Below are 17,890 nucleotides of genomic sequence, written 5' to 3'. Positions count from 1 at the left end.
CCGAAGGGTCCTCGATGACGCTGACTCGACGTAGCTTCCTGACGGCGGCGGGGCTGGGCGTGGCGGCGCTCGGGTCCGCCGCTTCCTGCACGAGCCCGACCACCGCCAACCCCGGCAAGCTCACGCTCTGGTACACCAGCGGCGGGCTCGCCGACCAGGTCGTCGCCGACGCCCAGGGGCGGTTCGGCGAGCTCTACCCGTCCCAGGTCAGCGGCCAGCTCAAGCAGCGGCTGCTGGCCGCGCTCTCGGGTGAGGCGTACCTGCCGGACATCACGATGCTCGGCGACGACATCGCGACCTACTTCGCCGACAGCGATCGCTTCGCCGACCTGCGGAACTTCGGTGCGGACACCGTCAAGGACCAGTACCTGCCGTGGAAGTGGCAGGCCGGGACGGCGCCCGACGGGTTCCAGCTCGGCTTCCCGATCGACATCGGCCCGGCCGCGCTCTACTACCGGCACGACCTGTTCGCCCAGGCCGGCTTCCCCAGTGAACCGGACGACGTCGCCGCCGCGGTGCCCACCTGGGACGCCTACTTCGACTTCGGCCGCCGGCTGCAGGAGAAACTGCCCGGCCGGCACCTGATCACCGACACGAAGACCGTCTACACGTACTCGATGGCGCAGGAGCCGGTGAAGTACTTCAAGCCGGGCAACACCTACCTGGGCGACGCGCCCCAGGTGCGCCGCGCCTGGGACCGCGCGCTGACGGCGTTCCGCTTCGGGCTCACCGCGGGGTACGCCGGTTCGCAGGACCCCGGCAGCTCGGTCGAGCGGCACGCCGCGTGGAACTCCGGCAAGGAGCTGAGCTTCGTCAACGCGTCCTGGATCGTCGGCGAGCTCAAGAAGTCCGCGCCGGACACGGCCGGGAAGTGGCGCGTCTGCCGCAGCCCGGGCGGCGCGGGCAACCAGGGCGGCTCGTTCCTGGCGATCACGAAGTACTGCCCCCGCCCGGACCGCGCGTACGAGGTCGTCCGCTGGCTGCTCTCCCCGGAGAACCAGCCGCGTTCCTACCTCGAAGCCGGGCTGTTCCCGACCAGCCCGGCCGCCTTCGACGACCCGCGCCTGCTGGCGCCGGAACCGTTCTTCGGCGGCCAGGCCACGATGTCCGTGCTGGGCAAGGCCGCGCGCGAGGTGAAGCCCGCCTACTTCAGCCCGTGGGACATCGCGATCAGCGACACGTATACCGACGAGCTGACCAACGTCGAACTGGCCGGAAAGGATCCCGGGCAGGCGTGGGACGACGCCCGCCGGACCGTCGAACGGCTGCTGACCCGGCAGGGGGTGCTCTGATGGCGACGCTCACCCGGCCCGCCACACCGGTCCTGACACCGGTTCCGACGCGCCGGAAACGCTGGCGCTACCTGCCGCAGTACCTGGCCGTGGCGCCGTTCTTCGTGCTGTTCGCCGTGTTCGGGCTCTACCCGGTGCTGTACTCGCTGTTCCTGGCGCTGCAACGCTGGGACGGCGTCGGGCCGATGACCTTCGTAGGACTCGGCAACTTCGAGTTCCTGGTCAGCGACCCGACGTTCTGGGACTCGATCGGCAACACCCTGGTCATCTGGGTGATGTCGACCATCCCGATGACCGCGCTGGCCCTGCTCATCGCCGTCGGGCTGCACTCCTCGATCCGGTTCAAGGGGGTGTTCCGGGTCGCCTACTTCCTGCCGAACGTCACGTCGATCGTGGCGATGTCGCTGGTCTTCGGCTCGATCTTCAGCAGCGAGTTCGGCATCCTCAACTGGTTCCTCGGCCTGGTCGGCATCAACCCGGTGCCGTGGCTGACCGATCCGTGGGCGATCCGTGTCGCGATCTCGATCATGATCGTCTGGCGGTGGGTGGGGTACAACGCGATCATCTTCCTGGCCGGGCTGCAGGCCCTCCCGTCCGACGTCTACGAAGCCGCGAAGGTCGACGGCGCCGGGCCGGTCCGGACGTTCTTCCGGATCACCTTGCCGTTGCTGCGCCCGGTGCTGCTGTTCTCCATGGTGATGTCGGCGATCAGCGGGCTGCAGATCTTCACCGAGTCGCAGATCCTGCTCGGCAACCGCGGCGGACCGGACGAGGCGGGCATGACCATGGTGCTCTACTTCTACAACAACGCCTTCGTGAACAACGACTTCGGGTACGGCGCGGCGATCGCGTGGGGCATCTTCGTGGTGGTCGTGCTGTTCGCGATCCTCAACTGGCGGCTGATCCAGCGCCCCGGCTTCCTCAAGGCGGGCCGATGACCACCACGCGCGCCGGCCGGATCGTCACCTACACCGCCCTCACGCTGGGCGCGCTCATCACGCTGTTCCCCTACTACTGGCTCGTGGTGATGGCCTCCAACACCACCGCCGACATCTACTCGTCCCCGCCGACCTGGGCGTTCGGCGGCGAGTTCTTCCACAACGTCGGCCAGGTCTTCGCGAAGATCGACTTCTTCGGCTCGCTGCTCAACACCCTGGTCGTCGCGATCGTGACGACGCTGCTGGTGCTGTTCTTCGACTCCCTCGCCGCGTTCACCTTCGCCAAGTACCGCTTCCCCGGCAGCTCGCTGCTGTTCGGCATCGTGCTGGCGACGTTCGTGGTGCCGACGCAGCTTTCGGCGATCCCGCAGTTCACGATCATGGCGCACCTGGGCTGGGTCGGTGACCTCAAGGCGCTGATCGTGCCCGCCGCGGCCAACGCGTTCGGCATCTTCTGGATGCGGCAGTACGCGCAGACCGCCATCGCGGACGAGCTGCTGGAAGCGGCGCGGATCGACGGCTGCGGCTTCTTCCGGACGTACCTGACGGTCGCGCTGCCGGTGCTGCGCCCGGCGCTGGCGTTCCTCGGGATCTTCACCTTCGTCAACGCCTGGAACGACTACCTCTGGCCGCTGGTCGTGCTGATCGACTCGAACCACGTGACGCTGCAGGTCGCGCTCTCGCAGCTGAACAGCCTGTACGTCAAGGACTACAGCGTCGTCATGGCGGGCACGCTCGTGGCGATCGTGCCGCTGATCATCGTGTTCCTGTTCGGCGCCCGCCACTTCATCCGCAACATCGCCGCCGGCGCCCTGAAGGGCTGAAAGGACTCCATGTCGTACGTCGAAGACCCGGGCCCCGGTTACGGTTCGCTGCCCCCGCGCGCGGCCTTCGCCTCCGACGCCGCGTCGCTCTCGCTGAGCGGCACCTGGCGGTTCCGGCTCTCTTCCACTATCGGTTTCGAAAGCGACGACTTCGACGACTCGGCGTGGGACGAGCTGCCGGTGCCCTCGATGTGGCAGCTGCACGGGTACGGCCAACCCGCCTACACGAACGTGCACTACCCGTTCCCGGTCGACCCGCCGCACGTGCCGTCGGACAACCCGGCCGGCGACCACCGGCGGCACTTCGACCTGCCCGCGGCGTGGCCCGCCGGGCCCGCGGTGCTGCGCTTCGACGGGATCGACTCGTGCGCGCGGATCTGGCTCAACGATGTCGAACTCGGCGTCACCAAGGGCAGCCGCCTGCCCTCGGAGTTCGAGGTCGGTCCGCTGCTGCGGCCGCGGGACAACGTCCTGACCGTGCGCGTGCACCAGTGGTCGGCGGGCAGCTACCTCGAGGACCAGGACATGTGGTGGCTGTCCGGGATCTTCCGCGACGTCACCCTGCTCGCGCGGCCGGAGGGCGGGATCGAGGACTACTGGCTCCGCGCGGACTACGACCACCAGACCGGCCTGGGCACGGTCCGCGTCGAGACCGTGCCCGGCGCGGTGCTGAGCATCCCCGAGTTGGGGGTGTCGGGTCACCCGGCCGGGGTACCGCTGGAGCTGCCGGTCGAACCGTGGAGCGCGGAGTCACCGCGGCTGTACGCCGGTGAGCTGTCCACTGTGGCCGAACGGGTGCCGGTGCGGATCGGCTTCCGGACCGTCACCATCGACGGCGGTCAGCTCAAGGTCAACGGACGGCGGCTGCTGCTGCGCGGGGTGAACCGGCACGAGCACCACCCGCGGACCGGCCGGGCCGTGCCTCGTGACGTCGCGCTGGCCGACGTCCTGCTCATGAAGCGGCACAACGTGAACGCCGTCCGCACCAGCCACTACCCGCCGGACCCGGCGTTCCTCGAGCTGTGCGACGAGTACGGCCTGTGGGTGATCGACGAGTGCGACCTGGAGACCCACGGTTTCGGGCCGCTGGAGTGGCGGGGCAACCCGAGCGCCGAGCCGATGTGGGCCGACGCCTACCTCGACCGGATGCGGCGCACGGTCGAGCGGGACAAGAACCGGCCGAGCGTGATCCTCTGGTCGCTGGGCAACGAGAGCCACACCGGGCCCAACCTCGAGCGGATGGCCGAGTGGACGCGCCACCGCGACCCGACCCGGCCGGTGCACTACGAGGGTGACCACGAGTGCTCCTATGTGGACGTCCACAGCCGGATGTACGCCTCCCACGCCGAGGTCGAGTCGATCGGGCTTCGCTCCGATCCGAACGAGCGGCGGCGTGACCTGCCGTTCCTGCTCTGCGAGTACGGGCACGCGATGGGCAACGGCCCGGGCGGGCTGCTGGAGTACCGGGAGCTGTTCGAGCGGTACCCGAACTGCCAGGGCGGGTTCGTCTGGGAGTGGCTCGACCACGGGCTGGCCGCCGGGGACCACTTCGCCTACGGCGGCGACTTCGGTGAGCCGATCCACGACGGCAACTTCGTCATCGACGGGCTCGTCTTCCCGGACCGGACGCCGTCACCGGGGCTCCTGGAGTACGCCAAGATCATCGAGCCGGTCCGGATCGAGGCCGGTGCCGACGGGATCCGGGTGTCGAACCACTACGACGTCGTGAGCACCGCGCACCTGACGTTCACCTGGGTCTTGGAGGACGAGGGGATCGCCGTCGCGGACGGCGTTCTTGACGTCCCGACCGTCCAATCCGGACAGAGTTCTTCGGTGCCGTTCCCGCGGTTGCCCGCGACCGGAGGCGAGTCGTGGCTGACGGTTTCGGCGTCGCTGACGTCGCCTTCGTCCTGGGCACCAGCCGGGCACGTCGTCGGCTGGGGTCAGCTGCCGGTGTCGCCCGCGCGGGTGGCCGAGCGTCCGGCGCGGCGCGGCCCGGTGTTCCGCACCGCCGGCCGCCTGCTGCTCGGCATCGGCGAGTTCGACCCGGTGACCGGCCGCCTGACCTCACTCGGCGGCCACCCGGTGCAGGGGCCGCGGCTGGACGTCTGGCGGGCGACCACGGACAACGACCGCGCCGAGTCGGCCGCTCAGTGGCGCGAAGCGGGGCTGCACCGGCTGCAGCACCGGGTGATCACCGTCGACGCCGATGGCGACGAACTGGTCGTCCGCACCCGGGTCGCGCCGCCGGCTTTGGCGTCCGGGCTGCTCACGGACTACACGTGGACGGCTCTCGGGGACGGGTTGCAGCTGCGCGTCGAGATCACGCCCGACGGCCTGGAGGGCACCCTCCCCCGGCTCGGCCTGGCGATGGCGGTCCCGGGGGCGCTCGGCACGGCCGAGTGGTTCGGCGCCGGCCCCGGTGAGGCGTACCCGGACAGCCGCCAGGCGGCGCGGATCGGGCGGTTCTCCCGCAGTGTCGACGGGCTGCAGACGCCGTACGTCTTCCCGCAGGAGAACGGCAACCGCGCGGACGCCCGCTGGCTGCGCCTGACCGACGCGGAAGGCACCGGCATCCGCGTCGACGGCGACCCGGCGTTCGACTTCACGGCCCGCCGCTGGACGTCGGCCGACCTGGAAGCCGCCCGGCACACGCCGGACCTGCACGCGAGCGACCTGGTCCACCTGACCCTGGACGTCGCCCAGCACGGCCTCGGCTCGGCGTCCTGCGGGCCGGGGGTGCTGCCGCGGTACCGGCTGGTGGCGCAGAAGACGGAGTTCACCCTGCGGTTCGGTGTCGCAAATTGAGACCGCCGGGGCGCTCCGGATGCGGTGTGGTGGAGGCTCAGACCGACAGGAGCGTCCCGGATGACCCAGCCCACGACCGCCCCTTCGAGCGCCCGGCTGCTGGCGACCCCCGGTGCGCTGGGCCTGGCCGACCTCGTCGCGATCTTCGACGACCTCCAGTTCACCCTGAAGTGCTGCGAACGGCTGGTGGCCGAGCTGGAACGGCCCCCGGCGCGGCTCGACGCCGTGCTGATCGAATCGCTGTGGGTGTCCGCGCTGAACTCCTACGCGCGCTGCTTCCGCACCGGTGACCGCGGCATGGGCCTGACCGTGGAGGACGTCAAGGCCACCGAGGTGCCGGGCGAGATCGCCGAGTGGCACGAGCTGCTCGGCCGGATCCGCGACTTCTCGATCGACGGCCCGGTCAACCCGCGCGAGGACTATTCGGTCGGCGTCTCACAAACCGAATCCGGTCAGGCCGCGGGCATCGTGATCACCTCGGCCGTGCGCCCGCTGGTCGACGACGTGACGGTCCGCCAGACCGGGCGCCTGGCCTTCGAGCTGAGCCGCCTGGTCGACGAGCGGATCAAGGAGCACCAGCAGACGGTCTTCACCGCGGCCGAGCGGATGACGCCTGAGCAGCTCTCCGCGTTGCCGGCGATTGAGGTTGCCGCGGAGCCTGAGTCTCAATAAGTCTCATAAGTCGTCTCATTACTCCGCCTCGCGGACACGATGTCGGCCGCGGGTAGCGAGTCGGCGGCGGCCGCAGCCCAAGGGGCAAGTCACGCCCATCGCTCCGGCGGCGGTCGCGGAAACTCTCGGCGCAGCCGCGATGTCAGGCTGCCGGTTGTCGAGTCGGCGGCGGTCGCCACTCAAGGGCAAGTCACCTCCATCGCTTCGGCGGCGGTGACTCTCGGCGCGGCTGCGATGTCGGGCCGCGGGTTATCGAATCGGCGGCGACCGCCACTCAAGGGCAAGTCACCTCCATCGCTTCGGCGGCATTGACCCTCGACGCGGCTGCGATGTCGGCCGCCACTGGCCGAATCGACCGCGGCCGCTTACTGGCGTGTCACGCCCAGAATCCAGAGCGCCCCGCCGGTGGTCATGCTCCGCGAGGTCGCGACGTCGGCCACCGGCAGGTGAGCCGACGGCGGCAGCCGACCAGAGCCACCTGCAGGTCTGGCCCGCGCGCTCGAGCAGGGATTGCACCGCTGGCTCGGTCTCCGGCCGCATCGCCGGCCAAGCCCACATCGCACCCCAGCGCCCTGGCGCTGTCTCAAAAACCCACTCCCGGCCGTCTCATTACTCCGCGTCCGGCAGGTGGCGGTAGATCGTCGCACGGGAGACGCCCAGTGCTGTGGCGATGTCGGCCGCCGAGTGGCCCGCGTCGTACAGGCGTTGCGCGGCCTCGATCGTCTCCGGGCTCATCACACTCGGCCGGCCGCGGCGGCCGCGTGACGGCGACGGCGTGCCGAACAGGCGGGCCACACCGTCCAGGACCGCGGCTCTCAGCTCGTCCAGGGGCGCGTCGGCGAACAGGACCACCGGGTCGCTGAGCATCGCGATCGCCTGGGCCGCGCGGACCTGGCCGGCCAGGTCGGCGTCCGGGCCCGCGACCAGCACGTTCGCCTTCAGCATGCCGTCGCGGAACCGCTCGAACACCACTTTCGACGCCGTCAGGCCCAGGTCGCGCAGGTTCATCCGCAGCAGGTATCGGTGCCCCAGCCAGACGTCGAGCAGACCGGAGATCGCCGCGGCGCGCGGGTCAGGGGCGGCCGCAGCCTTCTCCATCGTCGCCTCGAGGTCTGCGAGCAGCGGCTCGGCCAGCGCCGTCACGATGTCGGCCTTGCCCGGGAAGTGGTAGAGCACCGCGGTCTTGGTCACCCCGACGCGTTCGGCCAGCTCACGCACCGACGTCGCGTGGTAGCCGCGCTCCGAGAACTCCTCGAGCGCGGCGCGCAGGATCCGGGCGCGGGTGTCGGCCTCCGTCATGCGCCGAGCCTAGCCGCTTGCCTGACCGCTGGACAGTGGCGTACCGTCACGACTGACCGATGGTCAGGAACTTCATCCAGGGGGTACACCATGAACGAGCAGACCGTACTGATCTCCGGCGCGGGCGTCGCCGGGCCGACGCTGGCCTACTGGCTGGCCCGCGCGGGCTACCGGCCGACCGTCGTCGAACGCGCCCGAGGCCTGCGTTCGAGCGGCAGCCCGGTCGACGTCCGCGGCCCCGCGGCGCACGTCGCGGCCGAAATGGGCATCACCGCGAAGCTGCGCGAGGCGAGCACCGACGTCACGGCGCTGAAGTTCGTCGACGACGCGGGCCGCCGCACCGGCCGCGTGGCCACGAACGCGCTGGGCAGCAGCGAAGACGTCGAGCTGTCGCGCACGGATCTCGCGGCGATCCTGTACGAGGCCGCCGCCGACCGCGCCGAGTTCGTCTTCCACGACTCGATCACCGAGCTGCACCAGGACGACGGCGGCGTCGACGTCACCTTCGAGCGAGGGGCCCCGCGGCGCTTCGATCTGGTGATCGGCTCCGACGGCCTGCATTCGGGCGTGCGGCGGCTGGCGTTCGGGCCGGAGCACGCGTTCGTCGAGCACATGGGCGTCTACATCGCGACGATGCCGCTGGCCGAGCCGCCGGCCGACCGCACCGAGATGGTCATGTACAACTCGCCGGGCCGGGCGGTCGCCGTCCACCCGTCGCGCGGCCACGGGATCGCCGCGTTCATGTTCCGCGGCGCCGAGGAGCCGGGGTTCGACTACCGGGACACCGCACGGCACAAGGAAATGCTCACCGAGGCGTACGCCGGCGCGGGCTGGCGGGTCCCCGAGCTGCTGGAGCAGGCGCGCGCGGCGGACGACCTCTACTTCGACTCGGTGAGCCGCGTCCGGATGGACAGCTGGGCGACCGGCCGGATCGTCCTGGCGGGCGACGCGGCGTCGTGCGTCTCCCTCTTCGGCGACGGCTCGACCTTGGCGATGGCGGGTGGCTACACCCTGGCGAACGAGCTGGCCCGGACTCCGGAGGACCCGGCGGCGGCGTTCCGGCGATACGAGGCCACGCACCGGAAGCTGGTGGAACCCAAGCAGCGCAACGTCTCGACGGCCGCGGCCATGCTGATCCCGGCCACGCGCCGAGGCCTGGTGGCGCGCAACCTGGGCACGCGCCTGCTGCCGCTGGTGTCGGCGGCCCGGCGGCTGGTGCCCGCGCGCGCCGCCTAGGGCCACGCTCGCCCGAAGCGAGGTGCGGATCCCGCGGCGAATCCGGTCGTGCGCGCGGTGAGGAGTCGGTGGCGGCGGCCTGCGGGGAGAGGCCGCTAGGTGCAGGGTCCGGCCGGCGTCGTCAGCTCGATTCCCTGAGCCCCACCAGGTGAAACACGCGGCTCAGCCCGCGGTACGGGTCCCGGCGGCTCGCCTCGAGTTCCACCGCCGCCACCTGGTCCGCGTCGCCGAGGTTCAGCTTCGTCCCGCCGAACTCGAGCCAGTCGACGAACAGCCAGACCCCGTACCAGTTCACCGGCTCGACGCCCCGGTTCCGCAGGGACTCGCTGAGCTCCTCCACCGTGTCGGCCCGGCCCGGCACGCCCAGCACCCCGATCTCGCCAGTCGCGTCGAACGACGCCAGGGCGTCGGCCCACCGCTGTTCCATGGCCGGGCGGACCGCCATCGCGTGGCCGTTGGCCGTCATGATCGAGACCACGCCGCCGGGCTCGGCGCACCCGGCCAGCTGGTCGAGCAGCGGACCGGGGTCGTCGAGGTAGCCGAGGACACCGTGGCACAGCACGGCGGCGAAGCGCCGGCCGCCGACCGCCTCGCCGGCGGCCTCTCCGTCGGCGCGCAGCAGCGTCACCCGCCGCTGAACGTCGGCGGGCAGCCGTTCGAGGCGTTGCCGCGCCTTGTCCAGCATCGCGGGTGAAGGATCGAGCAGCGTCACGTCGTAGCCCGCTTCGGCCAGCGGAAACGACTGGTGACCCGCGCCGCCGCCGACGTCGAGCACCGTCGCCGGCGGCGCCGGGAGGTGTTCGAGCAGCTGCTGGTGCAGCACGTGGGTGCGCACGTGGCCCTTCACCGTGGCGTAGGCCTCGTCGGCGAACTTGTCGGCCAGACCGGCCCAGGCGTCATCGCTCACCTCACCAAGTTAACGCCGGAGCTGAACTTCACGAGCGGAGCATCGGCGGGTACAGCAGCGCCGCCTCGCCCCGCCGGTACAGCTGTGCCGGGCGGCCGCCGTCGCGCGTGGTCGTCCGGCCGGTCGGCTCCAGCAGCCCGTCGGCGCCGGTCACCTTGCGATGGAAGTTGCGGGGGTCGAGCCGCGTGTCCCAGACCAGCTCGTACACCCGCCGCAGCTCCGCGACGGTGAACTCCGGCGGGCAGAACGCCGTCGCCAGCGGCGAGTACTCGAGTTTCGCGCGGGCGCGCTCGATGCCGTCCGCGAGGATCCGGTCGTGGTCGAACGCCAGCCGCTCGGCCGCCAGGGAACGCACCGGGGCCCACCGCGCCTCCGCCGCGTCGGTGCCCGCTCGCGGCACCGGGAGGTCCGGGGCCAGCGCCAGGTAGGCCACCGTCACCACGCGCATCCGCGGGTCGCGGTCCGGCGCGCCGTAGCCGGCGAGCTGTTCGATGTGGACGGTGCCCGGCGGCAAACCGGTTTCCTCCGCCAGTTCGCGGCGGGCGGCGTCCTCGAGGTCCTCGTCGGCGCGGACGAAGCCGCCGGGCAGCGCCCAGCCGCCGAGGAACGGCTCCACTCCCCTGCGGACCACGAGCGCGCACAGCTCCTCCCCGGTCAGGGTGAGCACGACGAGGTCGGCGGTGACGGCGAACGGCGGGTGACCCATGCCACTACCCTACCGGCTAATCGTCAGCTTGACGATTAGACCTCTCGCGTCATATCGTCACTTCGACGATAAGAGGAGGACCTCATGGCCGACATCAACCGCCGGTTCGGCTTCCGGCACCTGCGCGGCGCACCCACCGTGCACATCCGCCACTACCGCCGCGGCAAGCTCGCGCACGACGGTCTCGGGCTGTCCTTCTGGTACCGGCCGCTGACCGCGGTCGTCTCGGAGGTCCCGGTCGACGACCGCGAGCTGCCGCTGCTGTTCCACGCCCGCACGGCCGACTTCCAGGACGTCACCGTCCAGCTCGCGCTGACCTTCCGGATCGAGGACCCGGCGCTGGCCGCGCAGCGGATCGACTTCTCCATCGACCCCGACACCGGGCGCTGGAGAAGCGACCCGCTCGCCCAGATCAGCGGGCTGCTCACCGAGAACGTCCAGCAGTACGCGGTCGAGGTGCTCACCCGCACTCCCCTGGCCACCGCGCTCGTCGACGGCGTCGGCGCGGTCCGCGACCGCATCCGGGCCGGGCTCGCCGTCGAGGACACGCGCCTCTCCCAGACCGGCTCGGCGGTCCTCGACGTCCGCGTCGTCTCGATCCGCGCCGAGCCGGAGGTCGAGAAGGCGCTGCAGACGACCGCGCGGGAGAAGGTGCAGCAGGAGGCCGACCGGGCGACGTTCGAGCGGCGCGCGCTGGCCGTCGAACGCGAGCGGGCGATCAGCGAAAACGAGCTGCAGAGCAAGATCGAGCTGGCCCGCCGCGAGGAGCAGTTGCTCGCGCAGCGCGGGGCCAACGCCCGGCGTCAGGCCGAAGAAGCCGCGGCGGCGAACCGGATCGACACCGAGGCGCAGGCGTCGCGGGAAGAACGTCTGACGCAGGTCAAGGCCGACGGGACTCGCGCTCTCGGCGAGGCCGAAGCGGCCGGCGAGGCGGCCCGGCTGGCGGCGTACCGCGATCTGCCGGAAGGCGTGCTCACCGGGCTGGCGCTCAAGGAGCTGGCCGGGAACCTGCCGCGGATCGACAGCCTGGTGCTCACGCCGGACCTGCTCACGCCGCTGCTGACCAAGCTGGGCGTGCGGTCGTGAGCCTCGCCCCGCGCGTCGTGCTGGTGCACCGGCGCACCGAGCTGGACGAGCTGCTCGCCCGGCAAGGCACCCGCGGCCAGGCGGAGTTCTTCCTGCGCACGCGGGGCCGTGACCTGGCCGAAGTCACCGAGGCGGACGCGGCCGTGCGCGCGGCTCTGGCGACGGCGTCGGCGGCGATCCCGCTCGACTGGCGCCGCGGCGAGGTCGAACGCGCCGACCTCTCGCGGTTCCTGTTCACGCCCGAGGACGTGGTCGTGGTCGTCGGGCAGGACGGGCTGATCGCCAACGTCGCCAAGTACCTCGACGGCCAGCCGGTCGTCGGGATCACGCCGGGCGCACCCGGGGTGCTGGTGCGCCACCCGGCCGCCGCGGTGGCGGACCTGGTGCGGGCCACGGGGAACGTCGAACACCGGACGATGGCCGAGCTGACCTCGGACGACGGCCAGCGGCTGCTGGCGCTCAACGAGATCTACCTCGGGCACGCCGGGCACCAGACGGCCCGCTACCGGCTGGGGGTCGGTGGCGGGCCGCCGGAACGGCAGGCGTCGTCGGGGATCCTGGTCGGGACGGGCACGGGCGCGACCGGCTGGTGCGGCTCGGTGTGGCAGGAACGCCGCAGCCCGCTGCGCCTGCCCGCGCCCGGCGAGACCCGGCTGGTCTGGTTCGTGCGGGAGGCGTGGCCATCCCCGTGGACCGGGACGGCGCACACCGAAGGCGAGCTGACGTCGGCGCCGCTGACGGTGGAGGTGGAGTCGGACCGCCTGGTCGCGTTCGGCGACGGACTCGAGTCGGACAGCGTCACCCTCACTCGTGGCCAGTCGGCGACGTTCGTGCCGGCGGCGAAGACCGTCCACTTGGTCCGGTGACGGCGGTCGGGGCCCGGCGCGCCGAGGGGGCGTGCCGGACCTGAGCAGTCCGCGACGTTCGTTCCGGACGTGAGGACAGACCACTCGGACCGGTGACGGCGGTCAGGCCCGGCACACCGAGGGGGCGTGCCGGACCAGCCGCTCGGTCCGAAGGCAGCGGCCGAGGCCGGCACGTCGAGGGGGCGTGCCGGACCCGAGCAGTCCGCGACGACTGTCCACTCGGTCCGATGGCAGCAACCCGGGCCCGGCACGCCGAGGGGGCGTGCCGGTCTGCGGCGTTCGTCCACTTGGTCCGGTGATCTTCTGGGACACGATGCGGCAACGTTGTCACATTCGCGGGGTGCGGCCGCCAGAATGATCTCCTCGCGGAGGATCGAAGGTGACCGGGATGACGTGGCTCGTGTGGGTGCTCGGCGTGGTGGTGATCGCCGCCGCCGGGTTCGGGGTGGTCGCCGTGCCGCGGTGGCGGGAGCGGGAGCTGCGTACGCGGACCGCGTGGTCGGCCGCGCGGGCGGCGATCGACAGCGCCGCCGTGAGCCGGGACGCCGCCACCGCTCCCCTGCCCGAAGCCGAGCAGCTGCTGGCCCAGGCCGAGAGCATCGCCGCCGCGCACGGCGGGCCGCGGGCCGCCGAGACCGCCCGCGACCACGCCGCGCGGGCCGACGCGCTCTGGCAGGCGGCCGCCCGTGGCTGACCGGATTCGCTGGATCCTGCTCGCCGTCGCCGGCGCCGTGCTCGTCACGTTCCTCCTGGTGCAGCAGCAGAGCACCGACGTCAGTTACGGGCAGGCGCCCGCGGCGAAGGACCCGATCCCCGAGGGTTCGGCCGGGGAGCTGAGCGGGGCGACTGTCCCGTCGGCCGAGCAGCTGACGGCGATGGTCAAGGACTCCCCCGTCGTCCGGCTGCCGGGCGCGATCGCGACCTGGGACGACCAGGCGGTGAAGGCCGCGGCCGGCAGCGCCGGGGTCCGCGTGATCGTGGCGCCACCCGGGCTGCCGGAGGACGCGCGCACCCGCGTGAAGGACGTCGAGGACGCGACCGTCCAGGTCATCGGCACCGAGGTCACCGGCGGGGCGTTGCAGGCCTCGCCCGACCGCGCGTCCGAGTGGCTGCGCGAGTTCGCCACCGGTGACGTCACGGAGTCGCTGACCACGCTCGCCGCCCACCTGAACCACCAGCCGGACGCGCCGGACCAGCCCGCCCTCGCCCGGCGCGACCCGACGGCCGGCGAGCTCGCCGACGTCACCGCGGCACTCCGCGCCGGCGGCCGGTACATCGCCCCGGGCGCGAACCTCAAGGACCCGCCCGCGACGACGGCCGCGTTCCCCGGGGCACAGCCGCTGTACGTCGCCCTGCCGCAGCAGCCGGCCGGTCAGCCGCTTGTCCACTTCGGACCGGCGCTCGCGAAGGAGTTCCCCGGCCGTCCGATCGTCGTGCTGTACGGCCAGTGGGTCGAGTACGACGGGCCGTCGGCGGCCGCGTTCGCCGACGTCGCGACCGCGAGCTTCTACGGCCAGTTCGGCGACCGCCTCAGCACGTACGCCTACCCGCAGCACAACGTGCTCGGCGCCTGGCTCGACCGGGTCACGGCCATCCGCTACGCCGGGTTGTTCGACCGCCCGCTGCCCTACACCCCGTTCGACCCGCTGCGGGTCGCGCTGCCCGCGCTGCCGTGGCTGTTCGCCGCCTGCGCGGTCGGGTTCCTCGCCCTCTCGGCCCGCCGGATGGTGCGGCCGGGCCGTCCCTCCGGAGCCGGTGTGCCGGCGCGCCTGGCCGGGCTGACCGCGCTCGCCGTCGAGATCTCGGGGCTCACCGACGGCGCGTCGTCCGCGTCGCTGACCCGCGGGATCACCCAGCTCACGGCGGCCCGGGAGGCCTTCGGCAAGAAGCTGCCGGACAAGCACGTGCACGGCCTGCTCGACGCGGCCGAGTCCGATTTGGACACCACGGCCGGGTTGCTGGGCCGCCCGGACTACCGGCCCGCCGAGTACCTGCAGGGGAGGCTCGCGTGAAGCGCTTTTTCCGTTCCGCGTTCGGGATCGCCGTGCTCGGCTGCCTCGTGCTGGCGGGCTGGGCGGTGTGGTCCGCGGGGGTGTTCGACGGTCCGGTCGCCCGCCAGCTGCGGTCGGCGTCGGTGTACGTCGCGCCCGGCGTCACCCTCGACCAGCCGGCCGCGGAACGCGTGATCGGCAACCGGCGCCTCGCCGTCGCGTTCCTCCAGCCGGGCACGGACCTGAGCGACGCCTGCGACAGCCTGGGCAGCGCGGCCGACGGCACCCTCGCCGTGATGCTCAGCCGCGACGGCGACGACTACGAGAAGTACGGCTGCTCGCGGCTGCCCGGGAGCGAGGACGAGAACTTCGGCAAGGCCGTCGTCGCGGAGTCGATGATCGGCAACGGCATCGACGGCTTCACCGGGCAGCCGGTGGACGCGCTGAAGGTGATGGTCGTCAACTACGACCTGCTGGTGAAGAGCGGCGCGATCCCCGACGGTGGCCGCACGGTCAGCCCGTCGCTGCCGCGCTACCTGGTCGCCTCCGCCTCGGTGGCGGCGGTGGTCCTGGGATCGTTGGCGCTCTACCTCGCCGCCCGCCGGGCCGGGCGGACGTCGGCGGCGCGGCGCGAACGCCGGGACGCCGAAGCCGACGAGCGGACCGAGCTGTCGGCGGCCGCCGCGGTGCTGGCCCAGGAGATCATCGACCTGGACAAGCGGTACGCGCGCCAGAAGGGCGCGAACAAGTTCACCCGGGGCTACCGGAGTCTCGTGTCGGACTACGCGAACCTGCTGCCTGACCTCGGCCGGGAGACGCCCGAGCTGCGGGACCGGGTCGAGAAACTGCTGACCCGGGCCCGGAAGCTGGGCACTCAGGTACCGTAGCGGGCCTTCACGATCGACGGTGTGTCGAGGTTGTGGCCCGCGTCCATGCTCTGCGCGAGCCGGAGGTACTGGCCTTCGGCCCACATCAGCGGGCCCGCGCTGCCGGTCGGGCGGCCGAGGCCGAAGCAGCCGGCGTCCGCACGGTCCCAGACCTGCTCGGGGACGAAATAACCGTCGTTGGCCGAGTCCGCCATCGACTTGAGGTAGACCGCCGCCGAGCGTCCGTTGGCCAGCTCGTACTGGCCGCGCTCCCCCGAAAGCACCGGCCACAGCCGCCCGAACCGCTGCGCGCCGCCCGCGGGCCAGCCCGTGCAGTTCGCCGTGCTCTCGCCGTAGTTGTCGTGGGCGTAGCGGTGGAAGTAGATGTCGCCGTTGGGCAAGGTCACCTGCACGGTCGAGTTGCCGTCGGACGCGGCCGCCGTCGGGGCGACCGAGTTCGCGATGGTGGCGTCACCGGCCGGGCGGATGCCGAGCCGGACCAGGTCGAGGAACCCGAAGTCGGTGACGTCGTGCTCGTAGAAGCAGCCCTCGTCGAAGCAGATCGTGCCGGTGTCGTTCGGGTTGCCGCTGCGGTCGAGGCGTTCGTAGTAGGTGTGGCCGCCCCAGTAGCCGGACGTCGTGACCGTCCAGCCCGCCAGGGAGTTGCGCCACGAGTCCGCTGTGGACTCCCACGACGTCGCGCTCGCGGTGTCGCCGTTGGCCCGCGCGATCGCGCCCGCGGCGACGAGCCCGGCGATCTCGGCGGCGATCGAGGACGGCGACTTGCCGTACTGCTCCTCCCACCGCTCGGTGGTGTCCGGGCCGGTCGCGACGATGTGGTTGGCCGTCGTCTTGACCTTGGCGTAGGTCGAGGCGTCGGTGACGCCGGTCAGCCAGGCCAGCAGGATCGCGTCGGCGTCCTGGTCGAGCTGTTCGCAGCAGCCGAGTTGCTGGGCGCTGGCCCCGGCGACGCCGAAAACCGGGCTGTAGCGCGGGAACGAGCCCGCCGGGTACGTCACGCCGTCACCGGCGGTCGGGCTGCCGATCCACTGGGAGTTCCAGAGGAACTGGGCCATCCGCTTGGCCTGCGCGCTGTCACCGGCGGCGAGCAGGCCGGTCGCCTGCTGGTAGAGGTCGCGGCCCCAGACGCGGTGGTAACCGTCGTTGAGCTGGTCGCCGTTGGTGTAGTCACCCCACGGGGTCGCCAGGCCGGCGACGCTCGCGCCCGGATGCTGTTTGTCCTCGGCGGATTTGAGCGCCATGGCCGCGACGTAGTAGGCGCGACGCCGTTGGGTGTCCCCGGAAACGCTGGCGGGAGCGGGTTTCAGACCGCCCACATAGGAATTCCAGCCGCTGCGGTAGGACGTTGACAACGCGCTGAACCCGCTGCTCAGCGACCCGCTGGCCGCCGAAGACGCGGCGGCCGCGGTGTCGCCGTAGCCGAGGGCGACGGTGAACGTGGTGTCCGTGCCGACGGGAATCTGTCCACATTGGACGACGTTGCCGGTGCCGGAGACGTTGTCGAACTGGTTGTTCAGGGTCCTGTCGGCGCGCAGGTCGGTCAGGCAGTCGCTGCCCGCACCGCTGTAACCGTTGTCGTGCGCGGTGAAACCGGTCGAGACGCGCATGGCCGAGACGACGGTGGTGGCCGCGCCGCCGAAGAGCGTCTCGGTGCCGCTCGCCATCAGGCCGCTGCCGTCCCACCAGGCGTTGTCGTTGGCGCCGCCGCCGGCCATCGACGGGTTGGCCAGGAGGTAGAGCCGGTAGCTGCCGCCGTCGAGGGACTGGAACCGGGTGTTCGTGACGAGTGTGGCGCGGGCCGGGTCGGTGACGTAGTCGGTGGTGATCCGGTACTTGCCGCTCTTGGCGGTGTTGGTGACGGTGTACTGCAGCGCCTTCTCGTCGGGCATCGTGACGACGTGGTTCGTGGCGTCGCGTTCCAGGTCGACGAAGGTGGCGCCGTCGGTGACGACGAACTGGCGGTCCTGCATGTTCGGCACGTCGGCACGCGGGTAGAACACCTCCGACGTGACGCCGTTCGCCACGGTGAACCACACCGGGCTCGCCGTCGTCGTCGAGGTGCCGAGGGCGGACTTGTTCCCCGTGGCCCAGGACGCACCACCGCCGCAGCAGTCGGTCGCCGTGCCGCTCGCCAGCGCCGTTCCGGGCACCGCGCCAGCGAGCAGCAGACTCGCTCCGGCGCAGGCCAGGACGGCTTTCCACCTGTTCATCGGGACCCTCCGACGTCGTTGTCGTCAATATGTTGCGGGCCGCAACATATTGGGGCACGGGGGGGATGACAGGCAATGTCCGATCGTTCTGAACCGATCCAGCCCAAGCCATCCGAACGCCGTGTCGTCCCCTCAATCACGCGTGTCGGCTTCCCAATCACGCGTGTC

15 protein-coding genes are annotated in these 17,890 nt (G+C 71.7%); 11 read left to right on the top strand and 4 right to left on the bottom strand.

All coding sequences use genetic code 11. The features are described from left to right. The first annotated feature begins 14 nt into the window (after window positions 1-14). From ACIOD2_RS03670 to ACIOD2_RS03650, 5 genes are read left to right on the top strand one after another with little or no spacing between them, the layout of a single operon-like run. On the top strand, window positions 15-1,292 hold the full coding sequence (locus tag ACIOD2_RS03670) for an ABC transporter substrate-binding protein (protein ID WP_400533903.1): 1,278 nt from the start codon (window positions 15-17) through the stop codon (window positions 1,290-1,292). Beyond that, complete coding sequence (locus ACIOD2_RS03665; RefSeq protein WP_400533900.1) at window positions 1,292-2,230, top strand: carbohydrate ABC transporter permease; 939 nt, start codon at window positions 1,292-1,294, stop codon at window positions 2,228-2,230. The genes ACIOD2_RS03670 and ACIOD2_RS03665 overlap by 1 nt, the downstream gene beginning before the upstream one ends. Continuing rightward, window positions 2,227-3,054, top strand: coding sequence for a carbohydrate ABC transporter permease (locus ACIOD2_RS03660; RefSeq protein WP_400533897.1), 828 nt, complete (start codon window positions 2,227-2,229; stop codon window positions 3,052-3,054). The genes ACIOD2_RS03665 and ACIOD2_RS03660 overlap by 4 nt, the downstream gene beginning before the upstream one ends. 9 nt (window positions 3,055-3,063) lie before the next feature. Then, window positions 3,064-5,862, top strand: a complete 2,799-nt coding sequence (locus ACIOD2_RS03655) for a glycoside hydrolase family 2 TIM barrel-domain containing protein (RefSeq protein WP_400533894.1) — start codon at window positions 3,064-3,066, stop codon at window positions 5,860-5,862. Window positions 5,863-5,922: 60 nt separating this feature from the next. Then, the gene (locus ACIOD2_RS03650) at window positions 5,923-6,534 is read left to right on the top strand and encodes a hypothetical protein (RefSeq protein ID WP_400533891.1); all 612 of its coding nucleotides are present in this window, start codon (window positions 5,923-5,925) and stop codon (window positions 6,532-6,534) included. Window positions 6,535-7,143: 609 nt separating this feature from the next. On the opposite strand, the gene ACIOD2_RS03645 is transcribed toward ACIOD2_RS03650, so the two are convergent. Continuing rightward, entirely contained in the window at window positions 7,144-7,833 is a 690-nt protein-coding gene (locus ACIOD2_RS03645; protein WP_400533888.1) for a TetR family transcriptional regulator, read from the bottom strand. Between the two features lie 90 nt (window positions 7,834-7,923). Between ACIOD2_RS03645 and ACIOD2_RS03640 the strand changes: the two genes are divergently transcribed. Further along, on the top strand, window positions 7,924-9,069 hold the full coding sequence (locus tag ACIOD2_RS03640; RefSeq protein ID WP_400533885.1) for an FAD-dependent monooxygenase: 1,146 nt from the start codon (window positions 7,924-7,926) through the stop codon (window positions 9,067-9,069). Window positions 9,070-9,190: 121 nt separating this feature from the next. Here the strand turns inward: ACIOD2_RS03640 and ACIOD2_RS03635 are convergent, their stop codons facing one another. Together ACIOD2_RS03635 and ACIOD2_RS03630 are read right to left on the bottom strand one after the other, a co-directional pair. Further along, window positions 9,191-9,976: a class I SAM-dependent methyltransferase gene (locus tag ACIOD2_RS03635; protein WP_400533882.1), complete on the bottom strand. Its 786-nt coding sequence runs from the start codon at window positions 9,974-9,976 to the stop codon at window positions 9,191-9,193. A gap of 28 nt (window positions 9,977-10,004) precedes the next feature. Beyond that, window positions 10,005-10,682, bottom strand: coding sequence for an NUDIX hydrolase (locus tag ACIOD2_RS03630; protein ID WP_400533879.1), 678 nt, complete (start codon window positions 10,680-10,682; stop codon window positions 10,005-10,007). An 84-nt stretch (window positions 10,683-10,766) separates the two neighbouring features. On the opposite strand from ACIOD2_RS03630, the gene ACIOD2_RS03625 reads away from it, so the two are divergent. From ACIOD2_RS03625 to ACIOD2_RS03605, 5 genes are all read left to right on the top strand, one after another. Next, window positions 10,767-11,768, top strand: a complete 1,002-nt coding sequence (locus ACIOD2_RS03625; RefSeq protein ID WP_400533877.1) for an SPFH domain-containing protein — start codon at window positions 10,767-10,769, stop codon at window positions 11,766-11,768. After that, the gene (locus tag ACIOD2_RS03620; protein ID WP_400533874.1) at window positions 11,765-12,634 is read left to right on the top strand and encodes a hypothetical protein; all 870 of its coding nucleotides are present in this window, start codon (window positions 11,765-11,767) and stop codon (window positions 12,632-12,634) included. The genes ACIOD2_RS03625 and ACIOD2_RS03620 overlap by 4 nt, the downstream gene beginning before the upstream one ends. Window positions 12,635-13,022: 388 nt before the next feature. After that, window positions 13,023-13,328: a DUF6403 family protein gene (locus tag ACIOD2_RS03615; RefSeq protein ID WP_400533871.1), complete on the top strand. Its 306-nt coding sequence runs from the start codon at window positions 13,023-13,025 to the stop codon at window positions 13,326-13,328. Then, window positions 13,321-14,646 (top strand): hypothetical protein, encoded by a 1,326-nt coding sequence (locus ACIOD2_RS03610; RefSeq protein ID WP_400533869.1) that lies wholly within the window; start codon window positions 13,321-13,323, stop codon window positions 14,644-14,646. The genes ACIOD2_RS03615 and ACIOD2_RS03610 overlap by 8 nt, the downstream gene beginning before the upstream one ends. Beyond that, window positions 14,643-15,512, top strand: coding sequence for a hypothetical protein (locus tag ACIOD2_RS03605; RefSeq protein ID WP_400533867.1), 870 nt, complete (start codon window positions 14,643-14,645; stop codon window positions 15,510-15,512). The genes ACIOD2_RS03610 and ACIOD2_RS03605 overlap by 4 nt, the downstream gene beginning before the upstream one ends. Here the strand turns inward: ACIOD2_RS03605 and ACIOD2_RS03600 are convergent. Further along, window positions 15,500-17,722, bottom strand: coding sequence for a glycoside hydrolase family 15 protein (locus ACIOD2_RS03600; protein WP_400533864.1), 2,223 nt, complete (start codon window positions 17,720-17,722; stop codon window positions 15,500-15,502). The genes ACIOD2_RS03605 and ACIOD2_RS03600 overlap by 13 nt on opposite strands. Window positions 17,723-17,890: the final 168 nt, after the last annotated feature.

The organism is Amycolatopsis sp. NPDC088138 (assembly GCF_044741685.1).
Classification (GTDB): domain Bacteria; phylum Actinomycetota; class Actinomycetes; order Mycobacteriales; family Pseudonocardiaceae; genus Amycolatopsis.
The sequence above is the reverse complement of the archived record's forward strand: the minus strand, read 5'-3'. Positions and strand labels throughout refer to the sequence as shown.

Bases quoted from the DNA above. Each gene is read 5' to 3' on its own strand.
- ACIOD2_RS03665 (WP_400533900.1), top strand. From the start codon at position 1,292: ATGGCGACGCTCACCCGGCCCGCCACACCGGTCCTGACACCGGTTCCG.
- ACIOD2_RS03650 (WP_400533891.1), top strand. From the start codon at position 5,923: ATGACCCAGCCCACGACCGCCCCTTCGAGCGCCCGGCTGCTGGCGACC.
- ACIOD2_RS03660 (WP_400533897.1), top strand. From the start codon at position 2,227: ATGACCACCACGCGCGCCGGCCGGATCGTCACCTACACCGCCCTCACG.
- ACIOD2_RS03625 (WP_400533877.1), top strand. From the start codon at position 10,767: ATGGCCGACATCAACCGCCGGTTCGGCTTCCGGCACCTGCGCGGCGCA.
- ACIOD2_RS03670 (WP_400533903.1), top strand. From the start codon at position 15: ATGACGCTGACTCGACGTAGCTTCCTGACGGCGGCGGGGCTGGGCGTG.
- ACIOD2_RS03630 (WP_400533879.1), bottom strand. From the start codon at position 10,682: ATGGGTCACCCGCCGTTCGCCGTCACCGCCGACCTCGTCGTGCTCACC.
- ACIOD2_RS03640 (WP_400533885.1), top strand. From the start codon at position 7,924: ATGAACGAGCAGACCGTACTGATCTCCGGCGCGGGCGTCGCCGGGCCG.
- ACIOD2_RS03615 (WP_400533871.1), top strand. From the start codon at position 13,023: ATGACGTGGCTCGTGTGGGTGCTCGGCGTGGTGGTGATCGCCGCCGCC.
- ACIOD2_RS03655 (WP_400533894.1), top strand. From the start codon at position 3,064: ATGTCGTACGTCGAAGACCCGGGCCCCGGTTACGGTTCGCTGCCCCCG.
- ACIOD2_RS03600 (WP_400533864.1), bottom strand. From the start codon at position 17,722: ATGAACAGGTGGAAAGCCGTCCTGGCCTGCGCCGGAGCGAGTCTGCTG.
- ACIOD2_RS03645 (WP_400533888.1), bottom strand. From the start codon at position 7,833: ATGACGGAGGCCGACACCCGCGCCCGGATCCTGCGCGCCGCGCTCGAG.